Source organism: Xanthomonas sp. NCPPB 3582 (genome assembly GCF_041475735.2).
Lineage (GTDB): Bacteria > Pseudomonadota > Gammaproteobacteria > Xanthomonadales > Xanthomonadaceae > Xanthomonas > Xanthomonas codiaei.
This window is the reverse complement of sequence record NZ_CM192968.1, coordinates 2452243-2467638: the sequence shown is the minus strand read 5'-3', so window position 1 is coordinate 2467638 and position 15396 is coordinate 2452243. Positions and strand designations below refer to the sequence as shown.

Sequence of the window (15396 nt, the reverse complement as noted above, 5' to 3'; positions counted from 1 at the left end):
GACTCAGTGCGCGACTTGCTCGTGGCCGTCGCTGGGATGCCTGCGTCGACTCGACTGGTCGCGCTCGACAGCTGCTACAGCATCGATCCGGGGGAGCCTCGACGCAAACAAGCCGAGTCGCGCTGGCTGATGACTTCGCGCAATCGCAGCAGATCTGCGCAGCACATCGAGCGCACGTCGCCAGGACAGGATCTGGTTGCCAGATCTGCCGCGTGCAACGGCCAGCACGCCGGCCAGCACAATCGTCTGCCAAGGTTTACATTCGATCATGGCGCAGCTCAGGGCGATGAGACGACTCTGCCCCGCCTGCATGGGGTACGGGAGCGTCAGCAGATGCGAGGATGCTGCGAGCGGAATCGCCATGCCGCATTTTGCGTGGGCAACAAAAAAGGGCCTTGCGGCCCTTTCGGTGATCGTCTGATCTTGCAACCGGACGTTCTTGTTTGGAGCGGGAAACGAGACTCGAACTCGCGACCTCAACCTTGGCAAGGTTGCGCTCTACCAACTGAGCTATTCCCGCGTGGAGCAAAATTGTACAGCTTGTCACTTCGTTGCGCTAGCCCTGACATCGTTGCCGATGCGAAAACACTGCGCATGCGATGTGGAGGCCTGGGCCGGAATTGAACCGGCGTACGCGGATTTGCAGTCCGCTGCATAACCACTCTACCACCAGGCCGAACATCTCACCCAAGGCATCCTGCCTTGAAACAACGAGACCCCGACACGGGGCCTTGTCTAACACTGGAGCGGGAAACGAGACTCGAACTCGCGACCTCAACCTTGGCAAGGTTGCGCTCTACCAACTGAGCTATTCCCGCTTGGGAGGCGAAATTCTACAGCGAACAGCATGGGTGTCAACTGTTGCTTTCGATTTTCTTCGACTTGTTGCTGATCGCCGCTTTTTCGTCGGCGCGCAGGCTTGGCCACGCCGCCTGCAGGTACTGGAATCCCGACCACAGCGTCAGCAGCGCGGCGATCGCCAGCGTCCAGTAACCGGCACGGAAGATCAGGCTGCCCAGCCAGATTTCGTGCGTGGGCATCTGCCCCGGCGTGACCGAATACAGCAGGCAGAGCAAGGCCACCATCTGCGCGGTGGTCTTGACCTTGCCGATCACCGCCACGCGCACCTTGGCACGCTGCCCGATCTCGGCCATCCATTCGCGCAGCGCGGAGACGGCGATTTCGCGCCCGACGATGACCGCCGCCCAGAACGCCATCCACGGTGTGGGATGGCCCTGCACGATCAGGAAAAGCGCCACGGCCACCATCAGCTTGTCGGCCACCGGATCGAGGAAGGCGCCGAACGCAGAGTACTGGTGATAGCGACGCGCCACCCAGCCATCCAGCCAGTCGGTGATGGCGGCCAGCGCGAAGACGCCGGCGGATGCGAAATTCGTCCAGGTGTACGGCAGGTAGAACACCACGACCAACACCGGGATCATCACGATCCTCAGCAGTGTCAGCCACGTGGGGATGGTCAACTTCATTACGGGCTCGACTCGCCTGGCGCATCGGGAAGCGCCAGCCCGTGCAGGTTAGCGTAGATTCGCGCGGCGAGTGCGGCATTGACCCCATCCACGCGCGCGATCTCGGCTTCGCCGGCAGCCTTGAGACCGACCAGACCACCGAAATGCTTGAGCAGGCTGGCCCGGCGCCGTGGCCCGATGCCGGGGATATCCTCGAGCTTGCTGGTCATGCGCGCCTTCTGGCGACGCCCGCGGTGCCCGGTGATCGCAAAGCGGTGCGCTTCGTCACGCACCTGCTGGATGAATTGCAGCGCCGGCGATGCGGCGCCCGGGCGAAGCTCGCGTCCGTCGGCCATGATCAGCGCCTCGTGCCCTGCCCTGCGCTCCTCGCCCTTGGCCACGCCGACCAGCAGCACGTTCTCCACGCCCAGGTCGGCCAGCGCGGCCTGCGCCTGCGCCAACTGGCCGGCGCCGCCGTCGATCAGCAACACGTCGGGCAGCACGCCGTTTTCTTCCACCGCGCGGCGGAAGCGGCGTTCGATCGCCTGGCGCATGGCCGCGTAATCGTCTCCCGGCGTGATGCCGGAAATATTGAAGCGCCGGTATTGCCCGCGCACCGGACCGCTGGCGTCGAAGACCACGCACGAGGCCACCGTGGCTTCGCCCATGGTGTGGCTGATGTCGAAGCATTCCACGCGCTTGACCGGCTCGGCCAGGCCAAGCATTTCGCGCAAGGCCTCGCTGCGCGCGTGCTGCGCGCTCTGACTGGTGAGTTCGGTGACCAGGGTCAGCTGCGCGTTGCGCGTGGCCAGCAGCAGATAGCCGGCGCGCTCGCCGCGCACGTTCCACTTCAGCGCCACCTTGTGTTCGGCAGCGGCGCTGAGCGCGGCTTCGATCAGCTCGGCATCGGGAATTTCGCGATCCAGCAGGATCTCGCGTGGCGGCGAATGTTCGGCGTAGTACTGCGAGACGAATGCAGCCAGGATCTCGTCGGCGCTGTCCTCGCCGTTGGTCTTGGGGAAGAACGAGCGCGTGCCCAGGTTGCGGCCGTCCCGGAAACTGAGCAGCAACACGCAGGCCTGGCTGGATTGCGTGGCGCAGGCCAGCACGTCCAGATCGGCGGCGCGGCCGTCGACATACTGGCGGTTCTGCATGCTGCGCAACGAGGACAACAGATCGCGCAGGCGGGCGGCACGCTCGAATTCGAGCGCTTCGCTGGCCTGCTGCATCGACTGCATGATCTCCTCGCCGAGCTGGTCGCTCTTGCCTTCGAGGAACATGGTGGCGCGACGCACCGATTCGGCGTAGTCGGGCGCCGCAACCAGGTCCACGCACGGACCGCTGCAGCGGCCGATCTGGTACTGCAGGCAGGGCCGCGAGCGATTGCGGAACACGCTGTCTTCGCAGCTGCGCAGCTTGAACAGCTTGTGCATCAGGCTCAGCGTTTCGCGCACGCCGGTCACGCCCGTATACGGGCCGAAATAGCGCCCCTGCACCGCACGCGGGCCGCGGTGCAGCGCAATCCGCGGCCAGTCCTCGCGCGTCAGCAATACATAGGGATAGCTCTTGTCGTCACGCAAGGACACGTTGTAGCGCGGCGACAGCGACTTGATCAGCTGGTTTTCCAGCAACAGCGCCTCGGCTTCGCTGCGGGTCACGGTGACGTCCATGCGCGCGACCTGCGACAGCATCGAGGTCAGCCGTGCATTCTTCGGCGTGCCGTTGAAATAGCTGCCCACGCGCTTGCGCAGGGCGCCGGCCTTGCCGACGTACAGCAGCGTGTCGTCGGCCGCGTACATGCGGTACACGCCGGGCGCGGTACTCAGTTGCGCCGCAAACGCCTTCCCATCGAAATCGACTTTGGGCCTTGCGTTCATTCGTCTATCGCAACATCGCTCAATGCGCCGCTGGCCAGGTCGTAGCGCAGGACGGCGTGGGCGTCGGTTTCGGCAATCCACACAGCGCCCGCCGCGACCGCCAGCCCGGCCGGGCCATGCAGCCGCCGTGGCAGCTCCACCGTGGTCAGTTCGCCGCCACCCAGGCGCAGGCAACGCAGGCGGCCATTGCCGGTATCGGCGATCCATAGCAACGGCGAATCGGCTGCCAGCGCGATGGCTTGCGGAAACTGCAGCTGCGCGGTGCCGCGCGGGCCATCCTGATCGCCGAACTGCCAGATGCCCTGCCCGCCGACCAGGGTCTGCACCAGATCGCCACGCAGCTGCATGGTGCGGATCGACGAGCCCAGCCCGTCGCAGACGTAGGCCACCTGCTGGACTGCTGCCAGGCCTGCCGGCTGCGCGAACGCTGCCAGGTGCCCGCTGCCGTCACGCAATTCAAGCGCGCCGGTGCCGGCGCGTGCGCTCAGCGCCGCACGCCCCAGGTGGTAGCTCCAGATGCGATTGTCGCCGGCCATGGCGATCAAGACCTGGTTGTCGGCCACCGCCAGCCCTTGCGGGTAATTGAGTGCGGACGCGCCAGCGAAGGCCAGCGGACCTTCCACCGGATCGCCTGCGCGACCCGTGCCGCACAAGGTGTCTACTTGCCCGCTGCCCAGGTTGATGCGGCGCAGTGCATGGTTGCCGGTGTCGGCGACGTACAACTGATCCCGCTCCAGCGCCAGGCCCTGCGGGCGGCGGAAGGCGGCTTCGCCGATGCGGCCGTCGATGAGATCGGCATTGCCGTGTCCGAACTGCCGCAAGACGCGCCCGCTGTGCGTGCATTCGAGCACACGATGGTGCCCGGTGTCGGCGACGTACAGCCGGTCCTCGGTGGCAGCCAACCCGGTCGGAAACCGCAATGCCAGGCGCGGCTCGGGGTCGCGCTCCGGCACGCCCTGCAGGTCGGCGTCGGACGGTTGCTGCTGGCCTTCGCACAGGGCGGCCAAGGCCTTGTCCAGATCGCCGGTGACGCCGACCAGCCGCTGGCGCTCGCGGCCATGCGCATCCAGCAACACCAGCGTCGGCCAGGATTCGATGCCGAACCGGCGCCAAGTTTCCCACTGGTTGTCGAGCAGGATCGGCGCGCTGACGCCGTGCCCGCGCAGTTGCTTGAGCGAGCGCTGCGGCAGGCGTTCGCTGTCGAAGCGCGGCACCTGCACCACGATCACCTGCAGGCGCCCGGGGCTGCGCGCCTGCCACTGCGCCAGCTCGGCCAGGCGCTCGGCGCACCACACCGAGCTGGCGTTGACGAACGCCAGCACCAGCGCACGGCCGCGATGCTCCTGCAAGGTGGAGGGCCTGGCGTTGAGCCAGGTAGGAAATTCCGGCAGTTCCTGGGTGAGCTGGGCAGTCATGCAGTGATTATGCCCAAGCGTGATTAGTCGCGGGTGAGTCTGGCCACGGTCTGGCGCGCGGCGGTATCGACCAGCTGCCAGACATCCTCGAAATCCTGGCTGCCGCCGGTGTACGGGTCGGGGATCTCGTCGCATGCGTCCACCCCGGCCCATGGCAACCACAGCGCGACCTTGCCGCGCAGCGGCGCCGGTGCCAGCCGCTGCAGATCGCGCAGGTTGCCGGTATCTGCGCACAGCAGCCAATCGAAATGCTCGAAGTCTTCGCGCAGCACCTGCCGCGCGCGCAGGCGGGAGATATCGACAGCGTGGCCGCGCGTGCAGCGGATGGCGCGCGGGTCCGGCGGCTCGCCGGCATGCCAGCCGCCGGTACCGGCCGAGTCGACCTGGATACGCCGCGACAATCGGGCCTCATCCAGTCGCGCGCGCAAGGCGCTCTCGCCCATCGGCGAGCGGCAGATATTGCCCAGGCAGACGATCAGCAGCTTCATGCCGACGCTACCTGTGCTTGTGCGCGCGCCAGATCGTCCGGCGTATCGATACCGGGCGGAAACTGCTCCGGCGTCAGTGCCACCGCGATGCGATGGCCGGCTTCCAGGGCGCGCAGCTGTTCCAGCGATTCGATACGCTCCAGCAGACCCGGCGGCATCGCCGCAAAGCGCTGCAGGAAGCCGGCGCGATAAGCGTAGATACCGATGTGGCGCAACCACTGGCCGTCTTCCGGCAAGCGCTCGCGCTGGCTGGCGAAACTGTCGCGGTGCCAGGGAATCGGCGCGCGACTGAAATACAGCGCATCGCCGCCAGCGGTGCGGACCAGTTTCACCACATTGGGATCGAACAGCTCGTGCGCGCTGTCGACCTGCGCGGCCAGCGTGGCCATGTCGGCGCCGGACTGCAGCAGCAACTCGGCCACCGCGCGAATGCCGGCCGCCGGCGCGAACGGTTCGTCGCCCTGCAGGTTGACCACGCAGGTGTCCGCATCCCAGCCGGCAATGCGTGCGCATTCGGCCAGACGGTCGGTACCGGAGACATGCGCCTGGCCGGTCATGGCGACGTGCACTCCAGGCAGCCCGTCGATCGCCTCGGCGATACGTGCATCGTCGGTGGCGACCCAGACCTGACCGGCGCCGGCCCGCAATGCGCGCTCGGCCACGTGACGGATCATCGGGCGATCGCCGATGAGACGCAGCGGCTTGCCCGGCAGCCGCGTGGAGGCGTAACGCGCGGGCACGGCCACCACGAACGGCATCGCGATGCCTGCTGCGTCCTGCGCCGCCGTGGGGCTGGAAGAGTCTGTTTGCACTTTTGGCTCGCTTTGTTGAGAATAATTCGTATTCGCCAGATCGGCCCGGCCGTTTCACCGCTCGGTTGCCGCAGCGACCACTCCATCAGTGTAACGATCCTCATGACTCCCGATTCCGCCGCCACACGCCGCCACCCGGCCCTGCGCCCCTTGTCCGTGGCACTGCTCTCGGTGCTGGCCAGCCCTTCCCTGGCATTGGCCGAGGATGCCGCCGAGCGTGCGCGCACGCTCGATACCGTGGAGGTGCAGGCCGAGCGCACCGATGGCTATACCCTCCGCAAGACCGACAGCGCCACTAGGCTGGCACTCACGCCGCTGGAGACCCCGCAGTCGGTGAGCACCATCTCGCGTCAACAGATGGACGATTTCGCGCTCAACAACGCCAATGACGTGCTTGCGCTGGCCGCTGGCGTCAATGTCGAACGGGTCGAAACCGATCGTACCTATTACACCGCGCGCGGCTTCGACATCCTCAATTTCCAGGTCGATGGCTTGGGGCTGCCGTTCACCAACGGACTGGCCGACGGCGATGTGGACACCGCGATCTATCAGCGCATCGATGTGCTGCGCGGTGCCAATGGCCTGCTGTCGTCCACCGGCAACCCATCGGCGACGGTCAATTTCGTGCGCAAGCGCCCCACCGATGCGCTGGCCGGCGCGGTGACGCTCAGTGGCGGCTCCTGGTCCAATTACCGCGTGGACGCCGATGTCTCCGGCCCGCTCAACCAGTCCGGCAGCGTGCGCGGGCGCGCCGTGGGCGCCTGGCAGGAAGGCGACAGCTATCTGGACCGCTATTCGATCGACAAGAAGGTCTTCTACGGCGTGCTGGAGGCGGACCTGACCGACAGCACGCTGCTGACGGTGGGCGCCAGCTACCAGGACAATGCACCACAGGGCGGCATGTGGGGCGCGCTGCCGCTGTACTACAGCGACGGCACCCAGGCACGCTACGATCGCTCGACCAGCACTTCCACCGACTGGAGCCACTGGGGCAGCACCGACAAGCGCGTTTTCCTGGAACTGCAGCAGGCGCTCGGCGGCGACTGGTCGCTGAAGGGATCGTTGAACTATCGCCGCTTCGATACCGAGGGTGACCTGTTCTATGTGTACGGCCAACCCGACCGCCAGACCGGCCTTGGCCTGTTCGCCTACCCTTCGTACTACGAGAGCAGCGAGTCGCAGAAGTTCGCCGATGTCTATGTCTCCGGCACCTTCGCGCTCGGGGGCAGACGCCACGACCTGGTGGCTGGCGTGAACTGGGGCACGCTCGACACAGAGCAGTTGTCGCTGTACGGACGCGGCATCGGCAACGCGCTGCCGCGCCTGGAAGACTGGACCGGCAGTTATCCAAAGCCGCCGTTCGACGCAGGGACCGACGGCGCTGCTTTCGATATGACACGGCGCACAGCCTATGTCACTGCGCGCTGGAGTCTGGGCGATCGACTGAAGGTGATCACCGGCGTCAACCAGACCCAGGTGGAGAGCAACGGCACCAACTACGGCCTGCAGCACCGCTACGACAGCAACCAGACCCTCCCCTTCGTGGGCGCGGTCTACGCCTTCGATCCGAATTACGCGCTGTACGCCAGCTATGCGGAGATCTTCAATCCGCAGACCGAGCTGGATCGCAATCTGAACGTGCTCGATCCCATCACCGGCAACAACGCCGAACTGGGCATCAAGGGGCAATGGCTGGACGGCCGCATCAACGCGGCATTCGCCCTGTTCCGCGCCAAGCAGGACAACACCGCAGAGGGCGATGGCAACGTGGGAGCATTGCTGGTCTATCGGGGCATCGACGCCACCTCCACCGGCTACGAAGCCGAGGTGGCCGGGCAACTGGGCGACTCCTGGCAGTTGAGCGCGAGCTACACGCAGCTGAGCCTGCAGGGCGACAACGGCGAAAACGTGCGCACCTACGTGCCGCGGCGCATGGCCAAGCTTGCGACCACCTACCGTGTTCCAGGGCTCGAACAACTCAAGCTGGGCGCCAACGTGCGCTGGCAGGAAGCCATCACCCGCGTGCAGGACAGCGGCCCTGGCATCATCCGGCAGCCAAGCTATGCGCTGGTCGGGGTGATGGCCAACTACGAGATCACCCCGCAGTTCAGCGCGACACTCAATATCAACAACCTCACCGATCGCACCTACATCAACAGCCTGTACTGGGACCAGGGCTATGCGGGCCCGGGCCGCAACTGGTGGCTGTCGCTGAATTACCGCTTCTGACCGGCCGCGCATACTGCCAATCCAACACTAAGAGCAGCTAGCAAAACGACTGCGCGGCCGCCAGGCGGGCGCGGTCGGTGCTCGGAATCGGCATGTACCACGCGTACACTGCGGCTCCTCCGCGCCGTCCGCACCCACCTGACGACCGCTCGCTACGTTTTGTTAGCCGCTCTAAAAAGGCACCCTACGGGCGCCTGCTTGTTTCCTGATCGCCTTGCAGTGTGGCGGTCGCACCCGCGCCCCTGTCGGGGTGCCGTCTGCCGTGGCGTATGGAAACAGCACGGCCCGGCGCGATGCCAGGGCGCCTGTCAGTCGCGACCACGACTGGCCAGCCTGTCCAGGCGGTCCAGCAGGCTCACCCAGAACGCGGCAGGCAGCTCGGCCTTGAGCGGTACGCTGTACAGCCACTCGTCGGCGAATGGCCGGCATTTCACCGCGTCCTTTTCGGTCATCAACACCGGCAGGCGGCTACCGAAGCTGAAATCCGCTGCCGTATAGACATGATGGTCGGGAAATGCATGCGGGACGACTCCGATGCCGCGTGCGCGCAGCATGGCGAAGAAGCGTTCCGGATTGGCGATACCGGCAACCGCATGCACGCGTTGCCCGGCCAGCATGCTCAACGGCTGTGCCCGCTTGCCATCCATCGGCTGCACGCTGTCGATGCTCAGCCGCATCTGCCATTCGCCGAAACCGGCATCGGCCGGCTCTTGAGGCGCGGCAGCCGCGCTGGCCTGACCGAGATTGATCACGCGAAAGTCGCACTCCTGCGCGCGTGCGGCCGGTTCGCGCAGCGGCCCGGCAGGCAGCAGGCGGCCATTGCCGTAGCGGCGCTGGCCGTCGACCACTTCGATTTCCACATCGCGGGCCAGCCGGTAGTGCTGTAGACCGTCGTCGCACACGACGATGTCGCAGCCCGCTTCGACCAGGGCGCGTGCAGCCGCCACACGGTTGCCGTCCACACGGACGCGTGCACCGGTCTTCCAGGCGATCAACACCGGTTCGTCGCCCCCCAGTGCCACTGGCGTGTCCGCATCGACCCAGCGGGCGGTGCCGGCGTCGTCACGGCCATAGCCACGGCTGGCCACACCAGGGGTCCAGCCGGCCTCCTGCAGCTTGGACACCAGTGCGATGGTCAGCGGCGTCTTGCCGGTACCACCTGCAGTGACATTGCCCACCACGATCACCGGCACCGGCACCCCATGCCGCTTGCGCCAGCCGCGACGGTACAGACCACGCCGTACTGCAATCGCGGCGCTGTAGACCGGCGCCAGCAGGCGCGCCGCCAGCGGAATCGGCGCGTTGTCGTACCAATAGCCCGGCGTGCGGGCGCCGCGCTTGCTCATGCCTGGCGTTCGCGGAACTGCATGCCGTGCAGATGCGAGTACAAGCCGCCCTGCGCCAGCAATTCGGTGTGGGTGCCGCGCTCGACGATGCGGCCCTGGTCCATCACCAGCACCTGATCGGCATGCTCGATGGTGGACAGGCGGTGCGCGATCACCAGCGTGGTGCGGTCGGGCATGAGCTTGTGCAAGGCGTCCTGCACCAGCCGCTCGGACTCGTTGTCCAGCGCAGCGGTGGCCTCGTCCAGGATCAGGATCGGTGCGTCCTTGAGCATCGCGCGCGCGATGGCCAGGCGCTGGCGCTGGCCGCCGGACAGCCGCCCGCCCTTGGCGCCGACATGCGACTGCAGGCCTTCCGGCAACTGCGCGACGAACTCCATGGCATTGGCACCGAGGATGGCGCGTTCCAGTTGCCCGGCATCGGCATTGCGCATTTCGCCATAGGCGACATTGTCGGCAATGCTGCCGTCGAACAGCATCACCTGCTGGCCGACCAGCGCGATCTGGCGACGCAGGTCGGCCAGCGAGTAGGCCTGCACCGGATGCCCGTCGAGCAGGATCTGCCCTGCCTCGGCCTCGTAGAAACGCGGGATCAGCTTGATCAGGCTGGATTTGCCGCTGCCGGAACGGCCGACGATGGCGGTGACCGTGCCGGGTTGGGCGACGAAGCTGACATCGGCCAGGGCCGGGTTCACCTGTTCCGGATAGCGCGCGGTCACGCCGCGAAATTCGATCAGGCCCTTGGCGCGCGTCAAGGGCAGCGTGCCCTGGTCCGGCTCGTCCGGGCTGTCGAGGACCGAGAACAGGCGCTCGGCCGAAGCCAGGCCGCGCTGCACCATGTTCTGCACATTGGTGAGCTGCTTCAGCCCCGGGATGATCGTCAGCATCGAGGTCATCAGCACCACGAAGTCGCCCGCGGTCAGGCGCCCGGCCAGGGCCTGCGCACCGGCCACGAACAGCAACGCCGACAGGCCGATCGCACCGATCATCTGCACCGTGGCGGTGGAAATGCCGCGGGTGGATTCGACCTTCATCGCCAGGCGCAGATTGCGGTCGGCCAGCGCGCCGTAGCGCTCCATCTCGGTCTGCTGGGCACCGTAGATCTTGACCTCCTGGTGGCTGGACAAGGTCTGGTCGGCCGCCTGCAACAGGTGCGCGCCGCTCTCCTGGATGCTGTGGCTGATGCGCCGATAGCGCCGCGCCACCTTGTCCATCACCCACGCCAGCACCGGTGCCAGCACCACGATGGTGAGCGTGACCTGCCAGCTATGCCACAACATCAGCGCCAGAGCGCCGATCACCTGCAGCGACTGCTGGATCATGACCTTGACCGCGTCCACGGCCGCCTGTGCGACCTGGTCCGAATCCGAGCCCAGACGGATCAGCATCGAGGGCACCGGTTCCGAATCGAACCTCGATCCGGGCAGGCGCAGGTACTTGGACATCACCTTGACGCGCAGATCGCGCGCAATGCTGCGCGCGGACTTGCCCATCGCCATATCGGTGATGTAGCCGGCCACGCCACGCACCACGAACAGCAGGATGATCTGCACCGGCAGCCAGCGGCTGACTTCGGCGTTCTTGTAGATGAAGGTTTCGTCGGTGATCGGCTTCATCAACGCCAGGAAGCCGGTGGTGCCTGCCGCTTCGATCAACGCGGCGACCAACGCGGCGAGCAGCAGCAGCCGATAGGGTTTTGCGAACGCCAACAGGCGACGGTACGTGCGCCAGGACGAAACTGGCGCCGGGCGATCGTTGGGGGTGGTCACTGGCGGGTTCCGTTCTTGCTGGCGTTGCCGCCGCTGCCGGTCTGCGGCGCGGTGGCGATGGCGATGCGCCGGAAGCCGAGCTGGCCCAGCGCATCCTGCGCGGTGACCACGGCCTGGTACGGCGTACGCGCATCGGCACGCATCAGCACCGTCTGCTCGCGGTCGTCGCCGGCAATCTGGGCGATGCTCTGCTTCAGGGCTTCGACATCCGAGCGCAGCACTTCCTGATCGTTGATGAAGTAGTGCCCGTCGGCATTGACCAACACGCTGAGCGAGCGCGGCGGCGCGCTGGTGTTCTGGTCGCTGGCGGTCGGCAGCTGCAATTGCAGCGTGGAACGTGCGTCGAAGGTCGTGGTCACCACGAAGAAGATGATGAGGACGAGGATGACGTCAATCAATGGCACCAGGTCGATATGCGGCTCGTCCTGGCTTCGGTCGCTGCCGATGCGCATCCGTCAGCCCTTCGCCGCAACAGGCGCGACGCCCGACGCTGCTGGCGGCGCGGATGGCGCAACCACGCGCCCCTCCATGGTGTCGAGCAACAGCGTGGCCTCCTGCTCCATCTCGATGATGTAACCGGTGATGCGCCCCTTGAAGAAACGGTGCGCCATCAGTGCCGGCACCGCGATGATCATGCCGGTGGCGGTGCACACCAGCGCCTTGCCGATGCCGCCGGCCAGCTGGTTCACATCGCCCACGCCGTGGTCGAGGATCCCCAGGAACATCTGGATCATGCCGACCACGGTGCCCAGCAAGCCCAGCAGCGGCCCGGCCGAGGCGATCGTGCCCAATGCGTTCAGATACCGCTCCATGCGATGCACCACATGGCGACCGGTGTCCTCGATGCGTTCGCGGACCAGATCGCGCGGCCGGCCGCGTACATCCAGCGCGGCTGCCAGCAAGGCACCCAGTGGCGAATTGCGCCGCAACGACTCGATATGGGTGGGGTCCAGCTTGCCGCGCGCGGCCCAGTTGCGCACCTCTTCGCCCAGCCCCGGGGGCGTCACTTCGTTGCGGCGCAGGGTCCACAGACGTTCCAGCACGATCGCCAGCGCGATCACGCCCAACAACAGCAACGGCACCATCGGCCAACCGCCCGCCTTGACCAGCTCCAACACGATTCGATTCCTCCGGCAACGCGGCCGCCTATTCGCTGGCCGATAGAATAGCAGCCGACCGCCGCCGTTCCGCAGCATCCCATAGCCGCGGCTGCCAACGGCGCCGCTCGCGCACCTGCAGGCCGTTCGCCCCCAGCCAGACCCTGATCGCACCGGACTGGGCAGTATCGAGCACTTCGGCGCCACTGCCCCGCCAGCGCTCTACCACCTGCGCCCGCGGATGCCCGAAGCGGTTGCCGTGCCCCGACGAGACCAGCGCCAGCCGCGCGCCGCTGGCGGCGATGAAGCCGGCATGCGAGCCATCCGCACTGCCATGGTGCGGCACCACCACCAGCTCCGCCCGTAGCAGCGGTGCGTGGTCGCGTAGCAGCCGCTGCTCCACGAGCGCGTCGATATCGCCCGGCAGCAGCGCGCTGGCGTAACGTGTCTGGACCCGCAGCACGCAGCTGGATTGATTGCGCAGGTACGGGAACGCCGGCCCCGGATGCAGGACCCGAAAGCGCACGCCATCCCACTCCCACTGCTGTCCGGCGTGACAGCGCGTACTGACATCCAGCGGCGCACCCGGCGGCGCGGCGGTCTTCGCAACCGGCATGCCGGCACGCACCGCCGTATAGCCGCCGGCGTGATCGGCATCGGCATGGCTGAGCACGATGGCATCCAACCGACGCACTCCGAGTGCATGCAGGGCGGGCAGCACCACGCGTTCGCCGGCATCGAAGCCATCGCGCACCGCCGGGCCGGTATCGACCAATACAGCATGGTGCTGGGTGCGCACCAGCACCGCCAGACCCTGCCCCACGTCCAGCACCTGGATGTCGGCCTCGCCGGCGGCAGGCAGGGCGCGATCCGGCCACAGCAGCGGCAGCCACAGCAGACAGGCCATGGCCTTGCCCGGCGTGCCTCGCGGCAATAACAACCAGAACGCGCCCAGCAATGCGGCGATCAGCGCGATGGCATCGGATTCGGGCACCCACCACAGCGCCACGGTGGTCTGCCCGAGCCAGACAAACCCCGGCCAGGTCAGTTCGAAACACCAACCTGCCAGCTGCCACGCCCAGACACCTGCGCCAGCATGCATGGCTTCCAGCGCGGTGCCGATCAGGCACAGCGGCACGACCACGAAGGTCCACCAGGGAATGGCCAGCAGATTGGCGAACGGCCCCACCAGGGACGCCTGCCCAAACAGGCTGATGGTGAGCGGCAGCAAGCCGATGGTGGCCACGGTCTGTGCGGAGAGGAAGCCGCGCACGATGGCGCGATCATTCGATGGCAGGCACCACACCAGCCAGGCGACACCGGCAAAACTGAGCCAGAAGCCGGCCACCAGTACGCTCAGGGGGTCCCACAGCAACACCGCCAGCAAGGCAAGCGCGAGCATCTGCGCAGTCGTGGCGCCTCGCCGCGTGACCCGCGCCAATGCCACGACCGCGATCATCAATACGGTCCGCACGGTCGGCAGCGCCAGCCCGGCAAGCACAGCGTAGGCGGCCGCACCGAGCAATGCGGCCAGCGCGGCGGCATGCACGCGTGGAATCACCGCACCCAACCCCGGCTGCCATCGCCACAGCGCTGCAACCACCAGCGCAAAGAAGGCGGCGACCAGGCCGACATGGAATCCGGAGATCGCGATCAGGTGGCTGAGCCCGGTCGCGCGCAAGGTGGCCCAGGCCGCATCGTCCAGGCCGCGGGTGTCGCCCAATGCCAGCGCACGCAGATACGGCGCAGATGCGCCTGGCACCCGGTCGGCGATGCGTTGCGACATCTGCTCGCGCCAGGCATCCACGCCGCGCGGCGCAGCAAGCTGACGGGCCGCGCCGTGGTCGCGTACATAGCCGGTTGCCGCGATGCGCTGCGCCAGTGCCTGGCGTTCGGCATCGAACCCTCCCGGGTTTCGCAGCCCGCGCGGTGCGCGCAACTTGAGCCGCAGTTGCCACCGGGCACCGGCACGCAATGCGGCGCGTGGTCCAACCTGCTGCGCCTGGAAGGCGTCGTACCACGCCAGTTGCAGCAGCTTGCCGCGCACTGCCGCCGGCTGCGACCGATCGCGATCGACACGCAGCTGAAAGCGGGTGCGCCGCTGCTCGGCCACCGGCAGCCCGACCACCTCGCCACGTACGGTGAGATCGTGCGTTTCGTCGCCTGGAAGCAACTGCGCCTGCAGTGCCCGACCCGCATGCCAACCGGTAAGAGCGAAGCCCAGTACCACGGTTGCAGGCATCAGCACCCACACCGTCGCGCGCGGACGCCACCACAAGATCCCAAGAATGCTTACAAGGCCTGCGCCACCAGAGACCGCGTAGATCGCCGACGACAGCACCGCCGGCGACCACGCGCAGCCGACCACGCCCAGCAGCAGCGCCACCGCGATGGGAACCGCCGATGCAAGCGGTGCCGGTGTCACCCTGGGTGCCGAGACATCCATGCCATTCCGCCATCCTGACGCCCTGAATCCACGACCTCAGACTAGACCAGGCTGGCTGGCGTCCCCAACGGTGGTTTGCCCGCTGCAGGGTAGGAAGAAGACGGGTTCGCGGTGGCGGATGTTCCTCACACCGAGCGCTCCGACCAACCGACACAGAAACAGACATCCGGACGCATACGTGATGGTGTCCTCGGAATGTAGGTTGAACGATCTCCGCAACATGCCCGCCTCCGTCGCGATGCACTGCCGGTTCGCGACGCTCGACGAACTGGCGATCGATACCGCGATCATCGCGATCCGGATGCTGCCACCAGCATCGGGGCAGTCGGGTCGAGCCAGCTCACCGCGTCTGGCGCTGGCGCAGACCATACGCGTGTGATCGCTCGATCAGCTGCGCGCGTGAATCCGTACAGACGGACACATACCGGCGATGCGACATATCACATGCAGCCAT

Annotated in this window: 12 protein-coding genes, 3 tRNA genes, 1 other RNA gene and 1 pseudogene; 3 read left to right on the top strand and 14 right to left on the bottom strand. The window is 66.8% G+C overall.

The window, feature by feature from the left end; all coding sequences use genetic code 11:
* Window positions 1-3 precede the first annotated feature (3 nt).
* The 9 genes from ACCQ05_RS10525 to kdsB form a co-directional block, all read right to left on the bottom strand.
* Window positions 4-429: a hypothetical protein gene (locus ACCQ05_RS10525; RefSeq protein WP_372393730.1), complete on the bottom strand. Its 426-nt coding sequence runs from the start codon at window positions 427-429 to the stop codon at window positions 4-6.
* Window positions 430-444: 15 nt separating this feature from the next.
* Window positions 445-520 (bottom strand) — tRNA-Gly (locus ACCQ05_RS10520).
* Window positions 521-602: 82 nt separating this feature from the next.
* A tRNA-Cys gene (locus ACCQ05_RS10515) sits at window positions 603-676 on the bottom strand.
* Window positions 677-742: 66 nt separating this feature from the next.
* Window positions 743-818: transfer RNA gene (locus tag ACCQ05_RS10510), tRNA-Gly, on the bottom strand.
* Window positions 819-854: 36 nt separating this feature from the next.
* Window positions 855-1487: a CDP-diacylglycerol--glycerol-3-phosphate 3-phosphatidyltransferase gene (pgsA, locus tag ACCQ05_RS10505; protein WP_104542216.1), complete on the bottom strand. Its 633-nt coding sequence runs from the start codon at window positions 1485-1487 to the stop codon at window positions 855-857.
* Window positions 1487-3343 carry an excinuclease ABC subunit UvrC gene (gene uvrC / locus ACCQ05_RS10500; protein WP_372393728.1) on the bottom strand — a complete coding sequence of 619 codons (1857 nt, stop codon included), beginning with the start codon at window positions 3341-3343 and terminating at the stop codon, window positions 1487-1489. Before uvrC ends, pgsA begins: the two co-directional genes overlap by 1 nt.
* Window positions 3340-4758 (bottom strand): hypothetical protein, encoded by a 1419-nt coding sequence (locus ACCQ05_RS10495; protein ID WP_167394656.1) that lies wholly within the window; start codon window positions 4756-4758, stop codon window positions 3340-3342. Before ACCQ05_RS10495 ends, uvrC begins: the two co-directional genes overlap by 4 nt.
* 23 nt (window positions 4759-4781) lie before the next feature.
* Window positions 4782-5246: a low molecular weight protein-tyrosine-phosphatase gene (locus ACCQ05_RS10490; protein ID WP_372393726.1), complete on the bottom strand. Its 465-nt coding sequence runs from the start codon at window positions 5244-5246 to the stop codon at window positions 4782-4784.
* A complete protein-coding gene (gene kdsB / locus ACCQ05_RS10485) occupies window positions 5243-6004 on the bottom strand; it encodes a 3-deoxy-manno-octulosonate cytidylyltransferase (protein WP_228964383.1) in 762 nt (253 codons plus the stop codon). The genes ACCQ05_RS10490 and kdsB overlap by 4 nt, the downstream gene beginning before the upstream one ends.
* A 156-nt stretch (window positions 6005-6160) precedes the next feature.
* Between kdsB and ACCQ05_RS10480 the strand changes: the two genes are divergently transcribed.
* Window positions 6161-8287: a TonB-dependent siderophore receptor gene (locus tag ACCQ05_RS10480; protein WP_372393724.1), complete on the top strand. Its 2127-nt coding sequence runs from the start codon at window positions 6161-6163 to the stop codon at window positions 8285-8287.
* A 92-nt stretch (window positions 8288-8379) separates the two neighbouring features.
* A non-coding RNA gene (locus ACCQ05_RS10475) (sX9 sRNA) lies at window positions 8380-8455 on the top strand.
* Between the two features lie 140 nt (window positions 8456-8595).
* Here the strand turns inward: ACCQ05_RS10475 and lpxK are convergent.
* From lpxK to ACCQ05_RS10450, 5 genes and pseudogenes are all read right to left on the bottom strand, one after another.
* On the bottom strand, window positions 8596-9633 hold the full coding sequence (gene lpxK / locus ACCQ05_RS10470; protein ID WP_372393722.1) for a tetraacyldisaccharide 4'-kinase: 1038 nt from the start codon (window positions 9631-9633) through the stop codon (window positions 8596-8598).
* Window positions 9630-11399, bottom strand: a complete 1770-nt coding sequence (gene msbA, locus ACCQ05_RS10465; protein ID WP_104542202.1) for a lipid A export permease/ATP-binding protein MsbA — start codon at window positions 11397-11399, stop codon at window positions 9630-9632. The genes lpxK and msbA overlap by 4 nt, the downstream gene beginning before the upstream one ends.
* On the bottom strand, window positions 11396-11851 hold the full coding sequence (locus tag ACCQ05_RS10460) for an ExbD/TolR family protein (protein WP_372393720.1): 456 nt from the start codon (window positions 11849-11851) through the stop codon (window positions 11396-11398). The genes msbA and ACCQ05_RS10460 overlap by 4 nt, the downstream gene beginning before the upstream one ends.
* A 3-nt stretch (window positions 11852-11854) precedes the next feature.
* A complete protein-coding gene (locus tag ACCQ05_RS10455) occupies window positions 11855-12517 on the bottom strand; it encodes a MotA/TolQ/ExbB proton channel family protein (protein ID WP_228961318.1) in 663 nt (220 codons plus the stop codon).
* Window positions 12411-14942 (bottom strand): annotated as a pseudogene (locus ACCQ05_RS10450) (DNA internalization-related competence protein ComEC/Rec2); the annotation flags it as partial. The gene ACCQ05_RS10455 and the pseudogene ACCQ05_RS10450, both read right to left, overlap by 107 nt.
* 202 nt (window positions 14943-15144) lie before the next feature.
* Between ACCQ05_RS10450 and ACCQ05_RS10445 the strand changes: the two are divergent.
* A complete protein-coding gene (locus ACCQ05_RS10445; RefSeq protein WP_372393718.1) occupies window positions 15145-15321 on the top strand; it encodes a hypothetical protein in 177 nt (58 codons plus the stop codon).
* Window positions 15322-15396: the final 75 nt, after the last annotated feature.

Excerpts from the sequence above, each read along its gene's own strand:
- lpxK (WP_372393722.1), bottom strand. The coding sequence starts at position 9,633 with ATGAGCAAGCGCGGCGCCCGCACGCCGGGCTATTGGTACGACAACGCG.
- ACCQ05_RS10490 (WP_372393726.1), bottom strand. The coding sequence starts at position 5,246 with ATGAAGCTGCTGATCGTCTGCCTGGGCAATATCTGCCGCTCGCCGATG.
- uvrC (WP_372393728.1), bottom strand. The coding sequence starts at position 3,343 with ATGAACGCAAGGCCCAAAGTCGATTTCGATGGGAAGGCGTTTGCGGCG.
- ACCQ05_RS10460 (WP_372393720.1), bottom strand. The coding sequence starts at position 11,851 with ATGCGCATCGGCAGCGACCGAAGCCAGGACGAGCCGCATATCGACCTG.
- ACCQ05_RS10480 (WP_372393724.1), top strand. The coding sequence starts at position 6,161 with ATGACTCCCGATTCCGCCGCCACACGCCGCCACCCGGCCCTGCGCCCC.
- kdsB (WP_228964383.1), bottom strand. The coding sequence starts at position 6,004 with ATGCCGTTCGTGGTGGCCGTGCCCGCGCGTTACGCCTCCACGCGGCTG.
- pgsA (WP_104542216.1), bottom strand. The coding sequence starts at position 1,487 with ATGAAGTTGACCATCCCCACGTGGCTGACACTGCTGAGGATCGTGATG.
- ACCQ05_RS10495 (WP_167394656.1), bottom strand. The coding sequence starts at position 4,758 with ATGACTGCCCAGCTCACCCAGGAACTGCCGGAATTTCCTACCTGGCTC.